Genomic DNA, 20,624 nt, shown 5'->3' with positions numbered 1-20,624 from the left:
TATCGGGGGCATGGACGCAGGAGACGCCGCAATGACAGACTGGGATGCCGTGACTGCCCCCGACGCCGCCCGGATCGAGGCCATGGCCCGCAGCGCGCTGGCGGGACTTCCCCCCGAATTCCGCGAGGCGGCCGCCCAGGTCGCCCTGCAGGTGGCCGAATTCGCCCCTGAGGACGTGCTGGACGAATTGCAGATCGACGACCCGTTCGAGCTGACCGGCCTCTATGACGGCATCCCCCTGACCGAGAAGTCCATCGCCGACCAGCCCGGCGGCCCGGACATCATCTGGCTGTTCCGCCGCCCGATCCTGGACGAATGGGCCGCGCGCGGGGATGTCACCCTGGGCGATCTGGTCGTTCATATCGTCACGCACGAGATGGCCCACCACTTCGGCTGGTCCGATGAGGACATCGCCACCATCGACCAGTGGTGGGAGTGACATGAGCGGTCAGGCCCCGATCCTGACCGTCACGCTGAACCCGGCGCTGGACCTGGCGACCGCCGCCGATGCGGTCGTGCCCGACCTCAAGCTGCGCTGCGACAAGCCGCGCGCCGATCCGGGCGGCGGCGGCATCAATGTCAGCCGCGCGATCAAGATCATCGGCGGTCAGTCTACGGCCATGGTCGCCCTGGGCGGGGCCACGGGCACCCGGCTGGCCGATCTGCTGAAGGCCGCGGGCCTCAGCCTGCTGCGCCTGACCGCGCCCGGCGAGACGCGCCAGTCCCTGGCCGTCACCGACCGCGCCAGCGGCACGCAGTACCGTTTCGTGATGCCGGGGCCGGAATGGCACATGACCCAGCTGTCCGGCACCATCGCCGCCATCGCCGAGGCCGCGCTGGCCGGGGGCTGGGTGGTCATGTCCGGCTCGAACCCGCCCGGCATCGCGCCGGGGTTCGAGCAGATGCTGACCGTGCGCCTGAAGGACGGGCGCGCGCGCCTGCTGGTCGATGCCTCGGGCGAGGCGCTGCGCGCGCTGGCCGGATCGTCGATCCCGGTCGACGTGCTGCGCATGGACAGCCTGGAGGCCGAGGCCCTGGCCGGCCGCCCCCTGCCCCTGCGCAGCGACAGCGCGGCCTTTGCTGCAGGCCTGGTGCGCGACGGGGCGGCGCGGTCGGTGATCGTGGCGCGGGGCGCGGACGGCTCGGTCGTGGCGGGGCCCGACGGGGCCTGGCACGCGGTAGCCGCCCCCGTCCGGGTGGTCAGCGCGGTGGGCGCGGGCGACAGCTTCGTCGCAGGCTTCGTGCTGGCCATGGCGCGCGGCTGGCCGGTGCAGGAGGCGCTGGCCCTCGGCGCCGCGGCCGCGTCGGCGGCGGTGATGACCCCCGCGACCGATCTCTGCGATGCCGAAGATGTGAGGCACTTCTATTCGCAGCGCGTCATCACGCGACTGTGAGAATGCCGAAGGCCGCCCATGGGGCGGCCCGGCGATCCGAGAACCCGGCGGGATTCCTCAGGCGGCTTCGGCTTCCTCGGCTTCGGCGGCCATGCGACGCTCGCTCTCCTCGCGCGACAGCGCGACCGAGGTGCGCACGCCCTTGGACACGAATTCCATCAGGCCCTTCACCACGCGCTCGTTCGGGTCGATGCCGGCGCAGGACAGCACCTCGCGCCCGTCGCGCGAGCGGGCCCATCGGGCGATCTGCTCGGGGCCGTTGCCGTATTTCTTGTCATCCGCAATGGCATCATCAAGGGCCGCCAGAACAACCGCCGCAAACAGCTTGCGGGCGCGCTGGCCCTGTTCGAAGTTGAAAGCCGAGCCGTCAACAAAATCGCGCATCTTGTGTCGTCCATCTCTTGGGGTCCCATGGGGAAAATGGAACCCGTGCGGGGAAAACTTGACGTTCCCCTGTTTCTTCGATCCGTTTCTCCGACGGTGGCGCTTGGCTTAGCCCTTCGCGACGCCGATTCGGTATCCCCTCGGTTGCATGTCAGCCATGTCCATACTGCATGACACGCAATCTGCGGGAAAAATCGTCGCCTCCCTGTGCGCATGACGCCGCGTGAACGCCCATCACGGCTTGACAACGCCGCCAAACCGATCTGGTTGCCTGTCCAGACCTGCCTCGATATAGGAGGCGCGACAGATCGTTCAACGGCCCCTGCTGCGACGCTCCGACATTTCCGCAACCCCCGTGAGTCATCATCCCATGCCCAAGATCAACGGCAACGAAATCCGCCCCGGCAACATCCTGGAACATGACGGGGGCCTGTGGGGCGCCGTCAAGGTCAGCCACGTCAAGCCCGGCAAGGGCGGCGCCTTCGCCCAGGTCGAACTGAAGAACCTGCGCGACGGCCGCAAGCTGAACGAGCGCTTCCGCTCGGAGGACAAGGTCGAGCGCGTGCGCCTCGACCAGAAGGACCAGCAGTTCCTCTACGAGACCGACGGCAAGCTGGTCTTCATGGACAGCGAGACCTTCGAGCAGACCGAGCTGGACGCCGATCTGCTGGGCGACCGCCGCCCCTTCCTGCAGGACGGCATGACCGCCACCATCGAATATTACGGCGAGGAGGCCCTGTCGGTCTCGATCCCGCAGAAGGTCACCTGCACCGTCGCCGAGACCGAGCCGGTCGTGAAGGGCCAGACCGCCGCCAACAGCTACAAGCCGGCGATCCTGGACAACGGCGTGCGCATCATGATTCCGCCCTTCGTGGGCGAGGGCGAGGCGATCATCGTCAACACCGAGATGTTCGAATACAGCGAACGCGCCTGATCGCGCCCGGGCGCGGGCCTGCCGGTTGCGAGCCCGCCCCGCGACGTGATAGCGGTGACATCGACGCCCGTCCGGGATCATCCCCCCGGACGGGCCTTTTGATTTTCGGAAGGCAGCGACGATGCGAATACTGTTTCATGGCCCCGGCTCCACCTTCGTGCGCCCGGCGACCCGACTGCCCTCGCTTGGCGGGGTCCAGTACGGCCTCGTCGACACGCTGGCGGGGATCAAGCCCAGCCATGACCTGACCGGGAACCGCGGCAACCTGATCCATGGCGAGGCCCCGTCCCGCATCCTGGCCTGCGACCCGGCCCGCTCCGCCAACACCAACATCGCAGCCCTGCAGAAGATGCTGGGAGAGCGCTACGCCACCCTGGTGGGCGAGAACTTCGACCTTCTGGTGCTGTCGCTGGCCAACATGATCCGCCCGCGGCTGGACATGACGCGCCTGCTGAACGCGCTGAAGCCGCTGGTGGGGCGCATCCCCATCGTCGTGCTGGGCATGGGCAAGCAGGGCCGCGCGCCCCTCGCCGATCTGCACCCCTCGGCCCGCGACCTGCTGTCGCTGTTCAACGACAACGCGCTGGTCATGGGCGTGCGCGGCCTGGAGACGCGCGACTGGCTGCACCAGAACGGCTTCGGCAACGCGGTTGCCCTGGGCTGCCCCAGCCTCTACTGCTATCCGCAGTCGATCCTGGAAATCGACGCGACCGAGCTGCGCGCCAAGGGCCAGCAGGCCGAGGTGCTGACCGCGGGCTATGTCACCACCCGCGACGGCCACAACCAGGCCCGCGGCGCGGCGCTGGTGCGCGCGCTGAAGGGTCTGTCGGCCTCCTACGTCTTCCAGGACGAGTTCTTCGCCTATGGCGATCTGGCCAACCGTCCCTTCGGCTACAACGAGGCCACCTGCATGGCCGATGCCGCGTCCCTGAACGCGATGCTGAGCGCCGAGAACGGGCTGCCGGTGTCCTTCCGCCGCTATTACTACTTCAACGATTCGGCGGCCTGGCGTCAGGCGGCCCATGCCCATGACGTCTATGTGGGCGACCGCTTCCACGGCGGCGTGGCCTCGCTGCATGCCGGGCGGCCGACGGTGATGCTGGCCCATGACAACCGCGTCGAGGAGCTGGCCGACTTCTTCGGCGTGCCGCGCATGACCACGGGCGAGTTCGCGCGCAAGGGCCTGGCCGGCACCGTGGCCGAGGACCTGTCCGACGAGCGTCTGGCGCGGATGAAGAACACCTATCGCACGCGCCACGCCGAGTTCGTGGCCGCCCTGACGCGCCATCAGATCGGCGTCGTGACGCGCCTGCCGTGACCCGCGCTCAGCCCCGCCCGTCGTCGAACAGCGACAGTTGGGCGGGGCCGTCATCGGGGGTCTCGAAGCCCGACAGGGTCACGCCCAAGAGCCGCGCGCCGCGCGGGTCGGGCAGCACGCCGCGCGCCAGATCGCGGGCGATGGAGAGCAGTTCCTCCTGCGAGGCGACCGCATGGCCCAGGCTGCGGGCGCGGGTGATCTGCTGGAAATCGCTGAACTTGACCTTCAGCGTCACCGTGCGGCCGCGCAACTCGTGGCGCGCGACCGCGGCCCAGACCTTGGCGGCCAGCGGCTCCAGCGCCTCCAGCGCCGCGTCCAGCGTCATGATGTCGGCGGAATAGGTGTTCTCGGCCCCCACCGACTTGCGGATGCGGTCGGGGCTGACCCGGCGGTGGTCGATGCCCCGCGCGATGTTCCAGTAGTACCGCCCCGACTTGCCGAACCGCCGCAGCAGGAAGTCCAGGTCCTGCGCGCGCAGGTCGGCCCCGGTGGCGATGCCCATCGCCTGCATCTTGGCCGCCGTGGCGGGCCCCACGCCGTGGAACTTGCCCACCGGCAGGGACAGCACGAAGCCCGCCCCCTGTTCTGGCGTGATCACGCACAGACCGTCGGGCTTGTTCTGGTCGGATGCCAGCTTGGCCAGGAACTTGTTGTAGCTGACGCCCGCGCTGGCGGTCAGGGCGGTGGCCTCGCGGATGCGGGCGCGGATCTCGGCGGCGATCTTGGTCGCGGTGCGGCCCCCCAGATGGTCGGTCACGTCCAGATAGGCTTCGTCCAGGGACAGCGGCTCGACCAGGGGCGTATAGTCCAGGAAGATGTCGCGGATCTGGCCGCTCACCTGCTTGTAGACGTCGAAGCGGTGGCGCACGAAGATCAGGTCCGGACACAGCCGCGCCGCCGTGACCGAGGGCATGGCGGAGCGCACCCCGAAACGCCGCGCCTCATAGCTGGCGGCGGCCACGACGCCGCGGGCGGCCGAGCCGCCCACCGCCACCGGCTTGCCGCGCAGTTCGGGAAAATCGCGCTGCTCGACCGAGGCGAAGAAGGCATCCATGTCGATATGGATGATCTTGCGCAGCCCCGGCGCGGGCTCGCTCACAGCGGGAACAGCCGCGCCTCGCCGGCCTGCATCCCGGGGGCCACGCGGTCGTGGCGGACATGGGCGATGGCCTGCCCGCCGGACTGGGTGAAGACCGCACCGACCTCGCGCCCCTCGGCGGTGATGGGCGTGCCGACGGGGGCCGCGCCCTCGATGCGCAGCACGGTCAGGCCCTTGCGCAGCTCGGTCTTGTGCTTCATCCGCGCGGTGACCTCCTGGCCCACATAGCAGCCCTTGCGGAAATCGACGCCGTGCAGACGCTCGAACCCGGCCTCCAGGATGTAGGTGTCGTTGGGGATCAGCTCGACCAGGGTCTCGGGGATGCAATGGGCAACCCGGATCGCGTCCCAATCGCTGCCGTCATCGCCAGCCGCGCCGTAATGCCGCCAGCCAAGCGCCGGGTGACGCGGATCGGCCACAGCGCCTTTGGGTGCCGGGCCGGTGCCGCGCGCCACGGGCATCTCCACCGCCTCCAGCGCGACCTTGCTGCGCAGCCTGTACATCGACAGGCGGCGCAGCAGGTCGTCCGCCAGCCGCGCATCCACGTCGATCAGCAGCGCCTCGCCCTCGGGCACCACCAGGAAATCGGCCAGGTACTTGCCCTGCGGCGTCAGCAGCGCCGCCCAGCAGGGCGCGCGGCGGATGTCGTTCGTGACCAGACCCTGCAGGAACGCGACGCGGTTCTCGCCGGTCAGTCGGATGATCTGGCGGCTCATTCTTCCCCTCCGAACTGCAGCGCGACCAGGCGGGCATAGGCGCCGCCCTTGGCCATCAACTGGTCATGGCTGCCCTCCTCGACAACCCTGCCCGACTCCATCACCACGATCTTGTCGGCATTGCGGATGGTGGACAGGCGATGCGCGATGACCAGCGTGGTGCGCCCCGCCGACAGCCGGTCCAGCGCGTCCTGGACCAGCCGCTCGCTGGCCGTGTCCAGCGCGCTGGTCGCCTCGTCCAGAAGCAGAACCGGCGCGTCGCGCAGCAGAGCGCGGGCGATGGCCACGCGCTGGCGCTGACCGCCCGACAGGGCCGATCCGCGCGGGCCGACGCGGCTGTCCAGGGTGCGGCCGTCATCCAGGAAGTTGCTGACATTGGCGGCCGTCAGTGCCGCCTGAAGATCCTCCTCCGACGCATCGGGACGGCCCATCAGGATGTTGTCGCGCAGGCTCTCGTCGAACAGGGCCGATTCCTGGGCCACGGTCGAATACTGGTCGCGCAGCACGCCCAGGTCATAGTCGCTGACCGGCGCGCCGCCCAGGGTGACCTGGCCGCGGTCCGGATCGACCATGCGCGTCAGCAGGTTGAAGACGGTGGACTTGCCCGCCCCCGACGGGCCGACCAGCGCAGTGGTCTGCCCGGCTTCGGCGGTGAAGGTCAGCCCGTGCAGCACGACCTGCCCGTCATAGGACAGCCAGACATCGTCCAGCGCGATGCGCGTCGTCTCGGGCGGGGTGACGCGCGGGCCGGACACGACCGAGGGGCGCGCGTCCAGCACCTGATAGATGCGTTCCAGGCTGGCGGCGGCGGTCTGCCAGACCCCGGCGATCCCGCCCAGGCGGCGCATCGGCTGGAAGGCCAGGGCCAGCGCGGTGAAGAAGGCCATGAAGTCGCCGACGCTGCGTTCGCCCTCCATGACCTCGTTGCCGCCCAAGGCCAGCACCGCGATGAAGCCGATGCCGGTGACGACGTCGGTCAGCGCCGGGATGACGCTGGAGGTGGCGGCGACCTTGGTCTCGGCCTTGCGGATGTTGCCGACGATGCGGGCAAAGCGCGCGGTCTGGTCGGCCTCGGCCCGGTTCAGGCGGATCGAGGCGATGCCGTGCAGCACCTCGTCCAGGCGGGTGGCGCGCAGGCTGGCATTGGCGCGGTTCTGGCGCACCTTGCGGCGGATGTATTTCTGCACGATGGCGGCGGGCATGATCAGGATCGGCGCGCCCACCAGCGCGCCCAGCGTCCAGATCGGGTCGATGGTCAGCGCCACCCCGAAGAGCATCGCCAGGCTGATCGCGTCGCGCGTGGCCCCGGTGATCAGCGTGGCCCAGACCCCTTGGACCGCGATGGTGTCGCCTTGGATGCGCTCGATCATCGCGCCGGGGGCGTTGTCGCGGAAGAAGCGGCTGTCCAGCGTCAGGATATGCGCCAGAAGCTGTGTCTGCATCGCGGTCGAGACCGACAGCGAGATCGTCGTCAGCAGGGCCCGGCTGGTGACAAGCGTCACCGCGCGCAGCAGGAAGATGCCGAAGATCGCGGCCCCCACCCACCAGATGGCGCCGGGCTGCTTGCCGATGAACACGAGGTCGAACAGCGGCTTCAGCATCCAGCTGATCAGCGCCAGCGTGGAACCCTCGACGGTCATCAGCAGGAAGGCCAGCCCCATGCGCATCCGGTGCGGGCGCAAGTAGTCGTCCCACAGGCGGCGCAGCAGGCCCGGCACCCGGTCGCCCTGGGGCGCCGGCGCGGCGGCGGGGCCGCGGGCGGAGGTGGCGGCGATCAGGCGGGAGGGGCTGTCCTGTCGGGGGTCCACGGCTGTTCTCTGGCCTTTCTGCGGCGGGACCGGACGGCGCCGGCCCCCGATGGGGTTGGCACAGCCATACCCCAGCCCGCCGGGTCCCCACAAGGCGCAGCCCCCGCGACCCTTGGCCAAGCCCCGTTGACGCGGCGGCGCCATGGCCCTACCGATCTTGCACGTTGTGAAGGAAAGCCCCCGCGATGCCCCCTGCCCCCGGCCCCGACCTGATCGCCATTCCCGGCCCCTCGCCCGTGCCTGCCCGTGTGCTGGCGGCGGCGCATCGCGCCTCTCCGGACATCTATGCCGACGAGCTGGCGCAGCTGAACCTGCAGGTCATGGACCAGCTGAAGCGGCTGGCGGGCACGCGGGCGCATCTGGCGCCCTATATCGGCAACGGCCATGCCGGGTGGGAGGCCGCCAGCGCCAACATGTTCGCGCCCGGCGATCTGGCGCTGGTGCTGACGCATGGCCATTTCGGCCGCTCCTGGGCCGAGATGACCGAGGGGCTGGGCGTCACGGTCGAACGGCTGGACTTCGGCGCCGCCGCCCCCGACCCGGCGCGGCTGGCCGAACGGCTGGCCCGCGACCCCGAAGGCCGCATCCGCGCGGTGATGGTCTGCCAGACGGACACCGCCACGGCCACGCTGGCCGACATCCCGGCGCTGCGCGCGGCGATGGGCGATCACCCGGCGCTGCTGGTGGTGGATGCCATCGCGTCCCTGGGCTGCGCGCCGATGAAGATGGACGAATGGGGCGTCGACGTGCTGATCGCGGCCAGCCAGAAGGGGCTGATGACGCTGCCCGGCACGGTCTTCGTCTGGTTCTCGGACAAGGCGGCCGCGCGGGGGCGGACGGCGCTGACATCGCCGTGGTGGGACTGGCATCTGCGGGCGCAGTCGGACGCGCTGTGGCGCTGGTGGGGCGGCACGCCACCGGTCCAGCAGATCTATGCCCTAGCCGAGGCGCTGACGATGATCCTGGACGAGGAGGGGCTGGAGGCCGTCTGGCGCCGTCACGCCCGTCTGGCGCAGGCGACCTGGGCCGCCGTCGATGCCTGGGGCACGGCGGGCGCGGTCCGGCTGTCGGTGGCCGAGGCCGCGGCGCGCGCGCCCGCCGTCACCGCGGTGACCCTGCCCGGCGCGGATGCGCTGCGGGCTTGGACGGTGCGTGAATGCGGCGTGACGCTCGGGGTGGGTCTGGGCGCGCCCGATCCGACGGGGGCGCTGCGCATCGCGCATATGGGCCATTGCAACGCGGGGGTCCTGCTGGGCACGCTTGGCGCCATCGAGGCGGGCCTGACCGCGCTGGACATCCCGCATGGCCGGGGCGCCCTGGAGGCCGCGGCGGCCAGCATCGCCCGGTCGGCCTGAGCGGAGGTCAGGTCTCCAGCCGCGCCAGCGTGACCACCGTGTCGCCGTAGCGGCGCCGGTCCAGCAGCGTCAGGGCGGGGAGCAGCGCGGGCGGCTGGCTCTCCTCCCACACGACGGTCGCGCCGGGCGCCAGCCATCCGCCCGCCAGCGCCGCCGCCATGGCCCTTTCGCCGAGGCCCCGGCCATAGGGTGGATCCAGGAAGACGACCTGGAAGGGCGCGCCCTCCAGCGGCGGCAGGCGCGTCGCGTCGCGGCGCAGCACCGAGGCGCGGTCGCCCGTGCGGGTCCTGTCGATGTTGCGGCGGATCAGGTCCAGCGCCTTGGCCCCGTCATCGACCAGCATCGCCTCCGCCGCGCCGCGCGACAGCGCCTCGAGGCCCAGGGCGCCGGTGCCGGCAAAGAGGTCCAGCACCCGCGCGCCGGGCAGCGGATTGCCCTGCCGGCCGTTGACCAGCAGGTTGAAGATCGCCTCGCGCACCCGGTCGGTGGTGGGGCGCAGCTGGGCCGCGGGATCGCCCGCGCCCAGTTCGGCCAGCTTCAGGCCGCGCAGCGTGCCGCCGACGATCCTCATGATTGCGTCCCGCGGTGGCAGGGGGGGGGGGGGGGGGGGGGGGGGGGGGGGGGGGGGGGGGGGGGGGGGGGGGGGGGGGGGGGCAACCCGCCCCCCCCCCCCTGGGCCGACCGCGTATCCGGGCCGGATCATGCCAGAAGCGCCCGCAGGTCCGGGGCCGCGACGACCGCCTGCGGATCGCAGCTCTGCCCCGCGTCGATCAGCCGCTTGCCCACCATGTAGGCGCGCGCATCGTTCAGCGCGTCCACCGCAATCAACCGCCCCTGCCGGAAGTACCAGACCGAGGCCGCGTGATCGCCCTGCCCCGCCCGCGTCACGACCTGATCGTGCCCCGCGTTCAGGCCCGCGATCTGGAGTTTCGCGTCGAACTGATCCGACCAGAACCATGGCCGCGGCGCATAGTCGCGGCCGGCGCCCAGCATGTTGTCGGCCACGCATTCGGCCATGTCGATCGCGCCGCCCACGCTTTCCAGCCGCAACCTGCCGCCCTGCCAGGGCGTGCTGGCGCAGTCGCCCGCAGCCCAGATCGCCGGGTCCGAGGTCCGTCCGTGGCCGTCGGTGGCGATGCCGTCGTCCAGGACCAGCCCCGCGGTCTGCGCGAGGTCGGTCCGCGGCAGCACGCCGATGCCCATGACCACCACATCCGCCGGGATCTGACGCCCGTCGGTCAGCGCGACCCCGGTCGCCCGGTCGTCCCCAGTGACGCGGCTGATCGCCGTGCCCTCCAGGATGGTGACGCCATGGGCGCGGTGCAGGTCGCGCACCAGGTCGGCGGTCTCTGCCGCCGCGACCCGGCCCAGGATGCGCGGCGCCGCCTCGATCAGCGTGACCTCCAGCCCCAGCCTGCGCGCGACCGCCGCGGCCTCCAGCCCGATATAGCCGCCGCCGATCACCACCAGCCGCCGCCCCTCGCGCAGCTCCGGCGCCAGCGCGTCCACATCGGCCAGGCCGCGCACCACATGCGTGCCGGGCAGGTCGCCGCCCATCGCGGCGGGCAGGCGGCGCGGCGCAGCCCCCGTGGTCAGGGCCAGCGCGTCATAGGGATGCGCACCCCGGTCGGTGTGCAGCACGCGGGCATCCGCGTCGATGGACAGGGCGGTCTCCGACAGGCGCAGCGCGATGCCCTGATCGCGCCACCATTCGGGCGCGCGCAGGGTCAGTCGGTCCAGCCCCATCTGGCCCAGCAGATAGGCCTTGGACAAAGGCGGGCGCTGATAGGGGGCGGCCGGTTCGTCGCCGATCACGGTCAGCGCGCCCTCATGCCCCCTGGCGCGCAGCCGCGCGGCCATCGAGGCTGCCGCCTGTCCCCCTCCCACGATCACGATGCGCATCCCGCGTCCCCTGCTGGCCTGTCCGTTCCGCGCACCCTATAGTCGCGGCGAATCCGTTGCAATTCAGGAGCGTATCATGACCATCACTGCCGGAGACAAGCTGCCCGAGGGCCAACTGCTGCGCGTGGGCGAGGCCGGCCCCGAGGCCGTCGACACCGCCGGCCTGATGCAGGGCAAGGTGGCGCTGTTCGGCCTGCCCGGCGCCTTCACCGGAACCTGCACGAATGCGCACATGCCCAGCTTCGTGCGCCATGCCGACGCGTTCCGCGCCAAGGGCGTGCTGCGCATCGTCTGCATCACCGTGAACGATCCCTTCGTGGCCAAGGCCTGGGCCGATCAGACCGGCGCGACCGAGGCCGGGATCGAGGTCCTGGCCGATGCGGACGGCAGCGTGACCAAGGCGATGGGCCTCGATTTCACCGCGCCCCCGGTCGGCTTCTTCGGGCGCTGCAAGCGCTTCGCCGCGCTGGTCGAGGATGGCGTCGTCAAGGCGATCGACGTCGAGGACAGCCCCGGCACCTGCACGGTCAGCGCCGGTGAATCGCTGCTGGAAAAGGTCTGACGCGGGACCATCCGCGCGACACCGGGGGGTCCGGGGGGCTGGCCCCCCGGACCTTCGCGGGACGCAAGGGCCCGGTCACGGCGAGGGATCGCCCTTGCGGAAGGGCGTGAAGTCGGCCAGCGCCTCGATTTCGGCCCCCATCGCGTCGCGCTCTTGGTCCAGGTAATTCTCCAGCGCCCGCAGGAAGCCCGGATCGCGCACCCAGTGCAGCGAATGGATTGGCACAGGCTCGTAACCGCGGGCCAGCTTGTGATCGCCCTGCGCCCCCGCCTCGACCCGCGCCAGGCCATGCGCGATCGCATGATCGATGGCCTGATGATAGCACAGCTCGAAATGCAGGAAGGCGTGGTCCGCGACGCAGCCCCAGTAGCGGCCATAGATCGCATCCGGCCCCAGGAAGTTCAGCGCCCCCGCGATGGCTCGGCCGTCGATCTCGGCCAGCACCAGCAGGATGTCGTCGCGCATCGTGTCCTGGATGCGGTCGAAGAAGGCCCGCGTCAGATAGGGCTGCCCCCATTTGCGCGCCCCGGTATCCTGATAGAACTCCCAGAACGCGTCCCAGTGATGCGGCTTCAGGTCGTCGCCCGTCAGGTGCCGGATGGTGCCGCCGAAGGCCTGCGCCCGGGCGCGCTCCTTGCGCAGGTCCTTGCGCTTGCGCGAGGACAGCGCCGCCAGAAAATCGTCATAGCTGGCATAGCCGCGGTTCAGCCAATGGTACTGCTGCGTCACGCGCGGCAGGAACCCCGCCGCCTCGCCCAGATCGGCCTCGTGCTCGGTGCAGAAGGTGACATGCGCCCCCGACACGTCCAACCGCCCGGCCACCTGCATCAGTCCCGCCAGAAGGCCCGCGCGGGCCTCGTCGTCGCGGGCCAGCAGGCGCGCGCCGGTGGCGGGGGTGAAGGGGACCGCGCATTGCAGCTTGGGGTAATAGCGCCCGCCCGCCCGCGCATAGGCCTGCGCCCAGGCATGATCGAAGATGTATTCGCCCTGGCTGTGCGACTTGGCGTAAAGCGGCGCTGCGGCGACGATCTGCCCGTCGCGCTCCAGCGTCAGGTGCAGCGGCTGCCAGCCGGTGCCGGTGCCCACGGATCGCGACTGCTCCAGCGCGGAGAGGAAACGGTGCGTGGTGAAGGGGTTGCCGTCGCCCAGACCGTCCCAGACCGTCGGGTCGATGGCGGCGATCGAGGGATGGGTGGTCAGGGTCATGAGGTCGGTCATGTCCGGCAAGATAGGCATGGCCGCGGGCATTGTCAGTCCCCGCCGATGTCGCACGGGGCGGCATCGGCGGAATTGGATATTTTAGTGAAGAAGAAGGGCCGGGCTGGATCAGGGGGCCGCGCGATAGCCCTCGAAGGTGATGTTCGTGGCGATGCGGCGGGCTGTCTCCTCCTCGGCGGCGCTGCGGATGGTCCAGGTCAGCACCGGGACGCCCTGCGCGCGCAGCGCATCGACGCGCGGATTGTCCAGATCGCCCTTGTCATGCGAGATGAAGCACGCCCCCACCGCGTCGAAATCGCGGATCTGGGCCAGTTCCTCGAGTCGGGCGGGGGACACCTGCGGCCAGTCGGCCTCGGGGAAGGCGCAGGTGGTCAGGCCCACCGGCACGTCCGGCGCCGCGGCGCGGAAGGCCGCGATCATGTGCGGGTTGAAGGACATGACCGCCACCGGGCCGTCATAGCCCGACAGCGCCTCGGCCACGCGGGCGGACAGCGGGCCGACATCGGGGCCGCAGGCGCCGTCCTGGTCCTTGATCTCGATCAGCAGCGGCACCCGGCCCGCGACCAGCTCCAGGAACTGGGCCAGGGTCGGGACCGGCTCATCCGTGCCCAGCAGCCGCAGGCCGACCAGCGCCTGCGCATCGGTCGCGCCGATCACGCCCTCGGCCCCGGTCAGCCGCTTCAGCCGATAGTCGTGAAAGACCAGCGGCACCCCGTCCGGGCCGGGCTGGATGTCGCATTCGATGCCGTATCCCGCCTCGATGGCGGCGCGGGCGGCGGCCAGGCTGTTCTCGGGGACCCCTGCGCCATGCAGGCCGCGATGGGTGATCGGCACCGTCAGGAAGCGGTCGTCCAGCATCAGCGGATCTCGAACACGGCTTCGATCTCGACCGCGACGCCGAAGGGCAGCGAGGGCGCGGACACGGCGGCGCGCGAATGACGCCCGGCCTCGCCGAAGACCTCGACCATCAGGTCCGAACAGCCGTTGATGACCTTGGGTTGATCGGTGAAATCGGGGGTGGAGTTCACGAATCCGGTCAGCTTGACCACCCGCGTCACGCGGTCCAGGTTGCCGATCGCGGCCTTCAGCTGCGCAATCAGCGCCAGCCCGCAGCGGCGCGCCGCGGCGGCGCCGTCCTCCAGGCTGGTCGTGTCGCCCAGCTTGCCGGTGATCAGGCCGTTCTCGTCCGCGCTGATCTGGCCCGAGATGAAGACCAGGTTGCCGGTCTGCACGAAGGGGACGTAATTGGCCGCCGGCATGGGCGCTTCGGGAAGGGTGATGCCCTTGTCGGCCAGGGTCTGCTCGATGCTCATGGGGTCCTCGCTTGGGTTGCGGCCCGGACCCTAGCGCGGGTCGCGTCAGGCGACCAGAGCCTCGGCGCGCTTCAGGTCCACGCTGACCAGCTGGCTGACGCCCTGTTCGACCATGGTAACGCCGAACAGCCGGTCCATCCGCGCCATGGTCACCGCATGGTGGGTGATGATCAGGAACCGCGTCTCGGTCCGGCGGGTCATCTCGTCCAGAAGGTCACAGAACCGGCTGACATTGGCATCGTCCAGCGGCGCGTCGACCTCGTCCAGCACGCAGATCGGCGCGGGATTGGCCAGGAACACCGCAAAGATCAGCGCCATCGCCGTCAGCGTCTGCTCACCCCCGGACAGCAGGCTGAGGGTCGACAGCCGCTTGCCCGGCGGCTGGCACATGATTTCCAGGCCCGCCTCCAGCGGGTCGTCGGATTCGACCATCACGAGGCGCGCCTCGCCGCCGCCGAACAGCGTCGTGAACAGGGTCGCGAAATTGGCGTTCACCGTCTCGAAGGCCGCCAGCAGGCGCTCGCGCCCTTCGCGGTTCAGGCTGCCGATGCCGGCGCGCAGCTTGGCGATGGCGGCCTCCAGGTCGGTCTTCTCGGCAGCCAGACCGTCGCGCTCGGCCTCCAGCGTCCGCTTGTCCTCGTCGGCGCGCAGGTTGACCGCGCCCAGGGCCTCGCGCGCGCCGCGCAGGCGGGCGATCTCCTGTTCCAGCCGGTCGACGGGGGCGGTCAGGTCGACCTCGCCCAAGGCGGCGCGCAGCTGGTCGGGGCTCTGCTCGGTCTCCTCGCGGATGCGGGCGCGGGCCAGGGCCTCGGCCTCGCGGGCAGCCTCCTGGCGGGCCTCGCGCGCGGCGCGGGTCTCGCGGGCCTCGCCTGCCTGCCGCTCGGTCTCGCGCTCGGCCAGGGCGGCGGCGCGGGCGGCATCCTCGGCGGCTGTCAGCGCGGCGCGGGCCGCCGTCAGCCGCGTCTCCAGCTGCACCCCGCGCGTGACCAGCGCCTCCTCCTGCTCGGCCAGGATGGCAGGCTGATCCTGCGCCTCGGCCAGCTCATCGGCGGTGGCCTCGCGCCGCGCGGACAGCTCGGCCGCGCGCGTGCCGGCCTGCTCCAGCCGCAGCCGCCAGCCCGATTCCTCCTTGGCGATCTCCTGCAGGCGCTTGGTGCGGGCCTGCCCCTCGCGGCGCAATTCGTCCAGCGCGGCACGGCGGGTCATCGTGGCGATGCGCGCGCCCTCGACGCCGGTGCGGGCATGTTCGACCGCGGCGGCGGCATCGCCGCGATCGGGCAGCGCGGCAAGCTGCGCCTCGGCCTCGGTCAGGCGGCTCTGCGCGTCGGCGGCATCGGCGCGGTGGCGCGCCAGCTCCGCCCGCGCCCCGTCGGCGCGGCTGGAGGCCATGGCCAGATCGGATTCTGCCCGCGTCGCGGCGCGCGCGGCCTCGGACAGCAGGCGCTCGGCCTCGCGGCGCGCATCGCGGGCCGACTTCTCGACCTCGGCGGCCTGGGCCAGATCGGCGCGGGCCGCCTCATGGGTCTCGCGGGCCTCCTCGGCGCGGGCCTCCGCGCGTTCGGCCTGCTCGGTCACATGGGCCAGCTCGTTGACCTTCTGCAGATGCAGCGCGGCCGAGGACAGCGCCTGCCCCGCCATCACCCGCAGCCCGTCCCACCGAAACAGGTCACCATCGGGCGTCACCAGCCGCTGTCCCGCCGACAGCATCGGCTGCAGCGCGGCCCCCTGGCCCGCGTCCAGCACCAGCCCCGTCTGCGACAGCCGCCGCGCCAGCAGGTCCGGGCCGCGCACATGCGGGGCCAGCGGCACGGCGCCGTCGGGCAGAGGTTGCGGATCGCCCCAGCCCGGCAGGTCGTGCCAGCCCGACCCGTCGCCGCCCACGCCGGCGCGCAGATCGTCGCCCAGGGCCGCCCCGAACGCGGCCTCGTGCCCCCGCGCGACGGCCACCTTATCCAGCAGCGTGGCCCCCCCGGAGTGCCCGCGATCGACCAACTGCTGCAGGGCGGTGCGTTCGGCGGCCAGGGCCGCGGCCTCGCCCTCGGCGGCGGCGCGGGCCTGGCGGGCGGCGGCCTCGCGGGTCTCCAGCGCGGCGCGCGCGGCCTCGGCCTCGGCCAGCGCATCCTCGGCGGCCTCGGTGCGGTCGCGGGCCTGATCCTGCGCGGCATCGGCCCGGTCCAGCGCGGCGGCCGCGGCCTCTCCGGCGGCATCGGCGGCGGCCAGCGCCTCGGCGGCCTCGGCGGCGGCCCGGTCGGCGCGGTCGAACATGGTGCGCAGGTCATGGGCCAGACGCTCGGCCGACTGATGGCGGGCGGCCAGTCGGGCGGATTCGTCGGTCAGCTCGGCCAGCCGGGCCTCGACCTCGTGCAGCGTCTCGGCGGCGGCCTCGGCCTGGGCGGAGGCCATCTCCAGCCGCGCGTCATGACCCTCGCCGCCCGCACGCAGCTGCTCGGCCTCCCAGCTCAGGCGGCGCACGACCTCCTCGGCATCGCGGTTCAGCGCCTGCTCGCGCTCGATGTCGCGGTCCAGCTGCGCCAGCCGCCCCGACAGCGCGGTGATGGCCTGGGTCGCACGCCGCCCGGCCTCGGCCAGGGCCTCGCTCTCCACGGCCAGCCGCTGGACCAGCGCGGCGGCGATCTGCTCCTCCTCGCGCAGCGGCGGCAGGGCGGCCTCGGTCTCGGCCCGCCGCAGGGACGCGGCCTCGGCTGCGGCACCCGCGTGACCGGCGGTCCGCACGGCCTCGCTCAGGGCCTGCGCCGCGGCCAGGCGCGCGGCCTCGGCATCCGACCAGCGGCGGTACAGCAGCAGCCCCTCGGCCAGCCGCAGCGCCGCGCCGATCTCTCGGTATCTCGCCGCCGCGCGCGCCTGTCGCGCCAGGGTCGCGGCCTGGGCGGACAGCTGGTCCAGCGTGTCGTCCACCCGCGTCAGGTTCGCCTCGGCCCCGTTCAGCTTCAGCTCCGCCTCGTGGCGGCGCGCGTAAAGCCCCGAGATCCCGGCCGCCTCCTCCAGGATGCGGCGGCGGTTGCGGGGCTTGGCGTTGATCAGCTCGCTGATCTGGCCCTGGCGCACCAGCGCCGGGCTGTGCGCCCCGGTCGAGGCATCCGCGAACAGCATCTGCACGTCGCGCGCCCGAACGTCCTTGCCGGCGATCTTGTAGGCGCTGCCCGCGTCGCGGGTGATGCGGCGGGTGATGTCGAACTGATCGTCGTCGTTGAAGCCCGCGGGCGCACGGCGGTCGCGGTTGTCCACGCTCAGCGAGACCTCGGCATGGGCGCGGGCGCTGCGCCGCGCGGTGCCGGCAAAGATCACGTCCTCCATCCCGTCGCCGCGCATGGCGGTGGGACGGTTCTCGCCCATGACCCACCGCAGGGCCTCCAGCAGGTTGGACTTGCCGCAGCCGTTCGGGCCGACCACGCCCGTCAGACCCTCGCGGATGACCAGATCGGTCGGGTCCACGAAGCTCTTGAAGCCGTTCAGTCGCAGGCGGTCAAAGCGCAAGGGTCGCGTCCGTCAGATTCGGGTCAGGCGGCGATTGTCCCCGCAGCGGCCCCCCAAGTCAACCAATCGCCCCAGATGTCGCCCCTGCCGCGGCACCGGCCCACAAGATGCACGGCTCTGGCGCGGGCATCGGGGCCGCGCTAGGCTGCGGGCCATGATCCGCATGCTTGCCATCATCCTGGCCTTCCAGCTGGGCGGAGAGGTCGCCTCCCGCGCGCTGGCGCTGCCCTTGCCCGGCCCGGTCACGGGGCTGGTCGCGCTGGTTCTGGCCTGCATGATCCGCCCCGCCCTGGCCGAGGCGATCCGCCCGGCAGCGACCGGGCTTCTGGCGCATCTGTCGCTGTTCTTCGTCCCTGCGGGGGTAGGCATCGTCGCGCATTGGGATCTGGTCCGCGATCAGGGGCTGGGGCTGGCCGCGGCGCTGACTGGCTCCACGCTGCTGGCGATCGCGGCGGGGGCCTGGGCCTTCACCGCCGTCGCCCGCCTGACCGGGTCCGAGGAGCGCGAGGCGTTGCGGGATCAGGGCCGTGAGTGATCCGGCGCTGATCTGGTCCTATCTGGCGCAGGGGCCGCTTCTGTGGCTGACCGCGACGCTGGTGGCCTACCTGGCCGGGGACGCGCTGTCGCGGGCCCTGGGCCGGGCCAGCTGGGCTAATCCGGTGCTGATCGCGGTGATCCTGCTGGCGGCGCTGCTGGGGCTGACCGGCACCGATTACGCGACCTATTTCGCGGGCGCGCAATTCGTCCATTTCATGCTGGGCCCAGCCACCGTGGCGCTGGCCCTGCCGCTTTACGACAACCTGCCCCGCGTGCGGCGCGCGGCCTGGCCGATGCTGGCGGGGCTGCTGGCGGGGTCGGGGGTGGCGGTCGTCTCGGCCCTTATGATCGCGCGGGGGTTCGGGATCGAGGGGTCGGTCCTGGCCTCGCTCGCGCCGAAATCGACGACCGCGCCGGTGGCCATCGGCATCGCCGAACAGCTGGGCGGCCAGCCCACCATGACCGCCGCGCTGGTCCTGCTGACGGGGATCTTCGGGGCGATCGTGGTGACGCCCCTGCTGAACGCGCTGAATATCCGCGACTGGCGCGCGCGAGGCTTTGCGGTGGGGGTCGCGGCGCACGGCATCGGCACGGCGCGGGCCTTTCAGGTGAACGCGACGGCGGGGGCCTTCTCGGGGATCGGGATGGGGCTGAATGCCGTGCTGACGGCGGTCATCGCGCCCTTGGCGCTGCGCCTCTTCGGTGGCTGAAGGTGGATATTTGAGTGAAGAAGAAGGGTCAGGCGCCCTTGGGCCGGAAGGCCGCGATTCGGGCGGGGTCGGTCTCGACCCGCGCCGCGCCGATCAGGTCCAGGCAGTAGGGCACGGCGGCAAAGACCGCATCCAGGCAGGTCGCGATGGCCGCGGGCTTGCCGGGGATGGTGATGATCAGCGTCTTGCCTCGGATGGCGGCGGTCTGGCGCGACAGGATGGCGGTCGGCACCTCGCGGAGCGAGGCGCGGCGCATCTCCTCTCCGAAGCCAGGCAGTTCCTTGTCCATGATGTCGGCCACGGCCTCGGGCGTCAGGTCGCGCGGTGCGGGGCCGGTGCCGCCGGTCACCAGGATCAGGTCCGCGCCCCCGTCGGCCAGATCGCGCAGGGTGGCGGCGACCGTGTCGCGGCCGTCGGGGATGATATGGCGTTCGATGTCCATGGGCGAGGTGACGACACCCCGCAGCCAAGCCTCGGCACCGGGGCCGCCCTTGTCCTCGTACTCGCCCCGCGACGCGCGGTCGCTGACGGTCACGATGGCGATGCGGGCGGCCCCGGCGGTCATTTCGCCACGCGGGCGTTGCGGTTGGCGATCAGCTTCAGACGCAGCGCGTTCAGGCGGATGAAGCCCGCCGCGTCCTTCTGGTCGTAGGCGCCGGCGTCGTCCTCGAAGGTCACATGCGCCTCGGAGTAGAGCGAATGATCCGACCAGCGGCCCACGCAGGTCGCCAGGCCCTTGTAGAGCTTCAGCCGCACCGTGCCGGTCACATGCTCCTGGCTCTTGTCGATCAGGGCCTGCAGCATCTCGCGCTCGGGGGAGAACCAGAAGCCGTTATAGATCAGCTCCGCATAGCGCGGCATGATCGAATCCTTCAGGTGGCCCGCGCCGCTGTCCAAGGTGATCTGCTCGATCCCGCGATGGGCTTCCAGCAGGACCGTGCCACCCGGCGTCTCATAGATGCCGCGCGACTTCATGCCGACGAAGCGGTTCTCGACGAAATCCAGACGGCCGATGCCGTGACGGCCGCCCAGCTCGTTCAGCTTGGTCAGGATCGTGGCGGGCGACATGGCCTCGCCGTTGATCGCGACCGCATCGCCCTTCTCGAAGGTCACCTCGATGAACTCGGGCTGATCGGGCGCGTCCTCGGGGTTCACGGTGCGCTGATAGACATAGTCGGGCGCGGCCTCGGCAGGGTTCTCCAGCGCCTTGCCCTCACTGGAGGTGTGCAGCAGGTTCGCGTCCACGCTGAAGGGCGCCTCGCCGCGCTTGTCCTTGGCGATGGGGATCTGGTTCTTCTCGGCGAACTCGATCAGCTTGGTGCGGCTGGTCAGGTCCCATTCCCGCCAGGGCGCGATCACCTTGATCGACGGGTCCAGCGCATAGGCGCTGAGTTCGAACCGGACCTGGTCGTTGCCCTTGCCGGTCGCGCCATGCGCCACCGCATCCGCGCCCGATTCCTGCGCGATCCGCACCAGATGCTGAGAGATCAGCGGCCGCGCGATCGACGTGCCCAGCAGGTACAGCCCCTCATAGAGCGCATTGGCCCGGAACATCGGGAAGACGAAATCGCGCACGAATTCCTCGCGCACGTCGACGATGTGGATGTTCTCGGCCGCGATGCCCAGCATCAGCGCCTTCTCGCGCGCGGGCTCCAGCTCCTCGCCCTGGCCCAGATCGGCGGTGAAGGTCACCACCTCGCAGCCGTATTCGGTCTGCAGCCATTTCAGGATGATCGAGGTATCAAGCCCCCCCGAATAGGCGAGGACGACTTTTTTCGGCGCGTCGGACATGCGGTTAACCCTTCGTCGAAGTTTCAGCGGGAATACGGCGATTTGCGCGTTGTCACAAGGGTTCGGGGGCGATTAGGGTCGGGGCGAT

General features: G+C 71.3%; 20 protein-coding genes. 8 read left to right on the top strand and 12 right to left on the bottom strand.

The window, feature by feature from the left end; genetic code table 11:
• Positions 1 to 31 precede the first annotated feature (31 nt).
• Together AACG61_RS02585 and AACG61_RS02580 are read left to right on the top strand one after the other, a co-directional pair.
• Entirely contained in the window at positions 32 to 439 is a 408-nt protein-coding gene (locus AACG61_RS02585; protein ID WP_411838463.1) for a metallopeptidase family protein, read from the top strand.
• Position 440: 1 nt separating this feature from the next.
• Positions 441 to 1,394: a 1-phosphofructokinase family hexose kinase gene (locus AACG61_RS02580; protein WP_411838462.1), complete on the top strand. Its 954-nt coding sequence runs from the start codon at positions 441 to 443 to the stop codon at positions 1,392 to 1,394.
• Positions 1,395 to 1,451: 57 nt separating this feature from the next.
• Here the strand turns inward: AACG61_RS02580 and AACG61_RS02575 are convergent, their stop codons facing one another.
• Positions 1,452 to 1,778 carry a DUF6280 family protein gene (locus AACG61_RS02575; RefSeq protein ID WP_042251710.1) on the bottom strand — a complete coding sequence of 109 codons (327 nt, stop codon included), beginning with the start codon at positions 1,776 to 1,778 and terminating at the stop codon, positions 1,452 to 1,454.
• A 370-nt stretch (positions 1,779 to 2,148) separates the two neighbouring features.
• Here AACG61_RS02575 and efp point away from each other — a divergent pair, with 370 nt between their 5' ends.
• Both efp and AACG61_RS02565 read left to right on the top strand, forming a co-directional pair.
• The gene (efp, locus tag AACG61_RS02570; protein WP_136855380.1) at positions 2,149 to 2,712 is read left to right on the top strand and encodes an elongation factor P; all 564 of its coding nucleotides are present in this window, start codon (positions 2,149 to 2,151) and stop codon (positions 2,710 to 2,712) included.
• A 121-nt stretch (positions 2,713 to 2,833) separates the two neighbouring features.
• The gene (locus tag AACG61_RS02565; protein WP_411838461.1) at positions 2,834 to 4,030 is read left to right on the top strand and encodes a polysaccharide pyruvyl transferase family protein; all 1,197 of its coding nucleotides are present in this window, start codon (positions 2,834 to 2,836) and stop codon (positions 4,028 to 4,030) included.
• Positions 4,031 to 4,037: 7 nt separating this feature from the next.
• On the opposite strand, the gene dinB is transcribed toward AACG61_RS02565, so the two are convergent.
• From dinB to AACG61_RS02550, 3 genes are read right to left on the bottom strand one after another with little or no spacing between them, the layout of a single operon-like run.
• A complete protein-coding gene (dinB, locus tag AACG61_RS02560; protein ID WP_411838460.1) occupies positions 4,038 to 5,129 on the bottom strand; it encodes a DNA polymerase IV in 1,092 nt (363 codons plus the stop codon).
• Positions 5,126 to 5,845 (bottom strand): YgfZ/GcvT domain-containing protein, encoded by a 720-nt coding sequence (locus AACG61_RS02555; RefSeq protein WP_411838459.1) that lies wholly within the window; start codon positions 5,843 to 5,845, stop codon positions 5,126 to 5,128. The genes dinB and AACG61_RS02555 overlap by 4 nt, the downstream gene beginning before the upstream one ends.
• Positions 5,842 to 7,512, bottom strand: a complete 1,671-nt coding sequence (locus tag AACG61_RS02550; protein ID WP_411839450.1) for an ABC transporter ATP-binding protein — start codon at positions 7,510 to 7,512, stop codon at positions 5,842 to 5,844. Before AACG61_RS02550 ends, AACG61_RS02555 begins: the two co-directional genes overlap by 4 nt.
• 326 nt (positions 7,513 to 7,838) lie before the next feature.
• Here AACG61_RS02550 and AACG61_RS02545 point away from each other — a divergent pair, with 326 nt between their 5' ends.
• Complete coding sequence (locus AACG61_RS02545) at positions 7,839 to 9,008, top strand: pyridoxal-phosphate-dependent aminotransferase family protein (RefSeq protein ID WP_411838458.1); 1,170 nt, start codon at positions 7,839 to 7,841, stop codon at positions 9,006 to 9,008.
• A gap of 7 nt (positions 9,009 to 9,015) precedes the next feature.
• Here AACG61_RS02545 and rsmD read toward each other — a convergent pair whose 3' ends face one another.
• Entirely contained in the window at positions 9,016 to 9,579 is a 564-nt protein-coding gene (rsmD, locus tag AACG61_RS02540) for a 16S rRNA (guanine(966)-N(2))-methyltransferase RsmD (protein ID WP_411838456.1), read from the bottom strand.
• Between the two features lie 128 nt (positions 9,580 to 9,707).
• The gene (locus AACG61_RS02535) at positions 9,708 to 10,910 is read right to left on the bottom strand and encodes an NAD(P)/FAD-dependent oxidoreductase (RefSeq protein ID WP_411838455.1); all 1,203 of its coding nucleotides are present in this window, start codon (positions 10,908 to 10,910) and stop codon (positions 9,708 to 9,710) included.
• 76 nt (positions 10,911 to 10,986) lie between these two features.
• Here AACG61_RS02535 and AACG61_RS02530 point away from each other — a divergent pair, with 76 nt between their 5' ends.
• The gene (locus tag AACG61_RS02530) at positions 10,987 to 11,472 is read left to right on the top strand and encodes a peroxiredoxin (RefSeq protein WP_411838454.1); all 486 of its coding nucleotides are present in this window, start codon (positions 10,987 to 10,989) and stop codon (positions 11,470 to 11,472) included.
• Positions 11,473 to 11,547: 75 nt separating this feature from the next.
• On the opposite strand, the gene AACG61_RS02525 is transcribed toward AACG61_RS02530, so the two are convergent.
• From AACG61_RS02525 to AACG61_RS02510, 4 genes are all read right to left on the bottom strand, one after another.
• Positions 11,548 to 12,690, bottom strand: a complete 1,143-nt coding sequence (locus tag AACG61_RS02525; RefSeq protein WP_411838453.1) for a GNAT family N-acetyltransferase — start codon at positions 12,688 to 12,690, stop codon at positions 11,548 to 11,550.
• 108 nt (positions 12,691 to 12,798) lie between these two features.
• Positions 12,799 to 13,548, bottom strand: coding sequence for a glycerophosphodiester phosphodiesterase family protein (locus tag AACG61_RS02520; protein WP_411838452.1), 750 nt, complete (start codon positions 13,546 to 13,548; stop codon positions 12,799 to 12,801).
• Positions 13,548 to 14,003, bottom strand: a complete 456-nt coding sequence (locus AACG61_RS02515) for a RidA family protein (RefSeq protein WP_411838451.1) — start codon at positions 14,001 to 14,003, stop codon at positions 13,548 to 13,550. Before AACG61_RS02515 ends, AACG61_RS02520 begins: the two co-directional genes overlap by 1 nt.
• 45 nt (positions 14,004 to 14,048) lie before the next feature.
• Positions 14,049 to 17,498, bottom strand: coding sequence for a chromosome segregation SMC family protein (locus tag AACG61_RS02510; protein WP_411838450.1), 3,450 nt, complete (start codon positions 17,496 to 17,498; stop codon positions 14,049 to 14,051).
• Positions 17,499 to 17,652: 154 nt separating this feature from the next.
• Between AACG61_RS02510 and AACG61_RS02505 the strand changes: the two genes are divergently transcribed.
• Positions 17,653 to 18,033 (top strand): CidA/LrgA family protein, encoded by a 381-nt coding sequence (locus AACG61_RS02505; protein ID WP_411838449.1) that lies wholly within the window; start codon positions 17,653 to 17,655, stop codon positions 18,031 to 18,033.
• Positions 18,026 to 18,745, top strand: a complete 720-nt coding sequence (locus tag AACG61_RS02500) for an LrgB family protein (RefSeq protein ID WP_411838448.1) — start codon at positions 18,026 to 18,028, stop codon at positions 18,743 to 18,745. Before AACG61_RS02505 ends, AACG61_RS02500 begins: the two co-directional genes overlap by 8 nt.
• Before the next feature lie 28 nt (positions 18,746 to 18,773).
• On the opposite strand, the gene mog is transcribed toward AACG61_RS02500, so the two are convergent.
• Together mog and AACG61_RS02490 are read right to left on the bottom strand one after the other, a co-directional pair.
• Positions 18,774 to 19,310 carry a molybdopterin adenylyltransferase gene (gene mog / locus AACG61_RS02495; protein WP_411838447.1) on the bottom strand — a complete coding sequence of 179 codons (537 nt, stop codon included), beginning with the start codon at positions 19,308 to 19,310 and terminating at the stop codon, positions 18,774 to 18,776.
• On the bottom strand, positions 19,307 to 20,536 hold the full coding sequence (locus AACG61_RS02490) for an argininosuccinate synthase (RefSeq protein ID WP_148911464.1): 1,230 nt from the start codon (positions 20,534 to 20,536) through the stop codon (positions 19,307 to 19,309). The genes mog and AACG61_RS02490 overlap by 4 nt, the downstream gene beginning before the upstream one ends.
• Positions 20,537 to 20,624: the final 88 nt, after the last annotated feature.

It is taken from the genome of Paracoccus sp. ME4 (genome assembly GCF_046736325.1).
Classification (GTDB): domain Bacteria; phylum Pseudomonadota; class Alphaproteobacteria; order Rhodobacterales; family Rhodobacteraceae; genus Paracoccus.
Note: the sequence above shows the minus strand (reverse complement) of the source record. Positions and strands in the feature narration are given on the sequence as shown.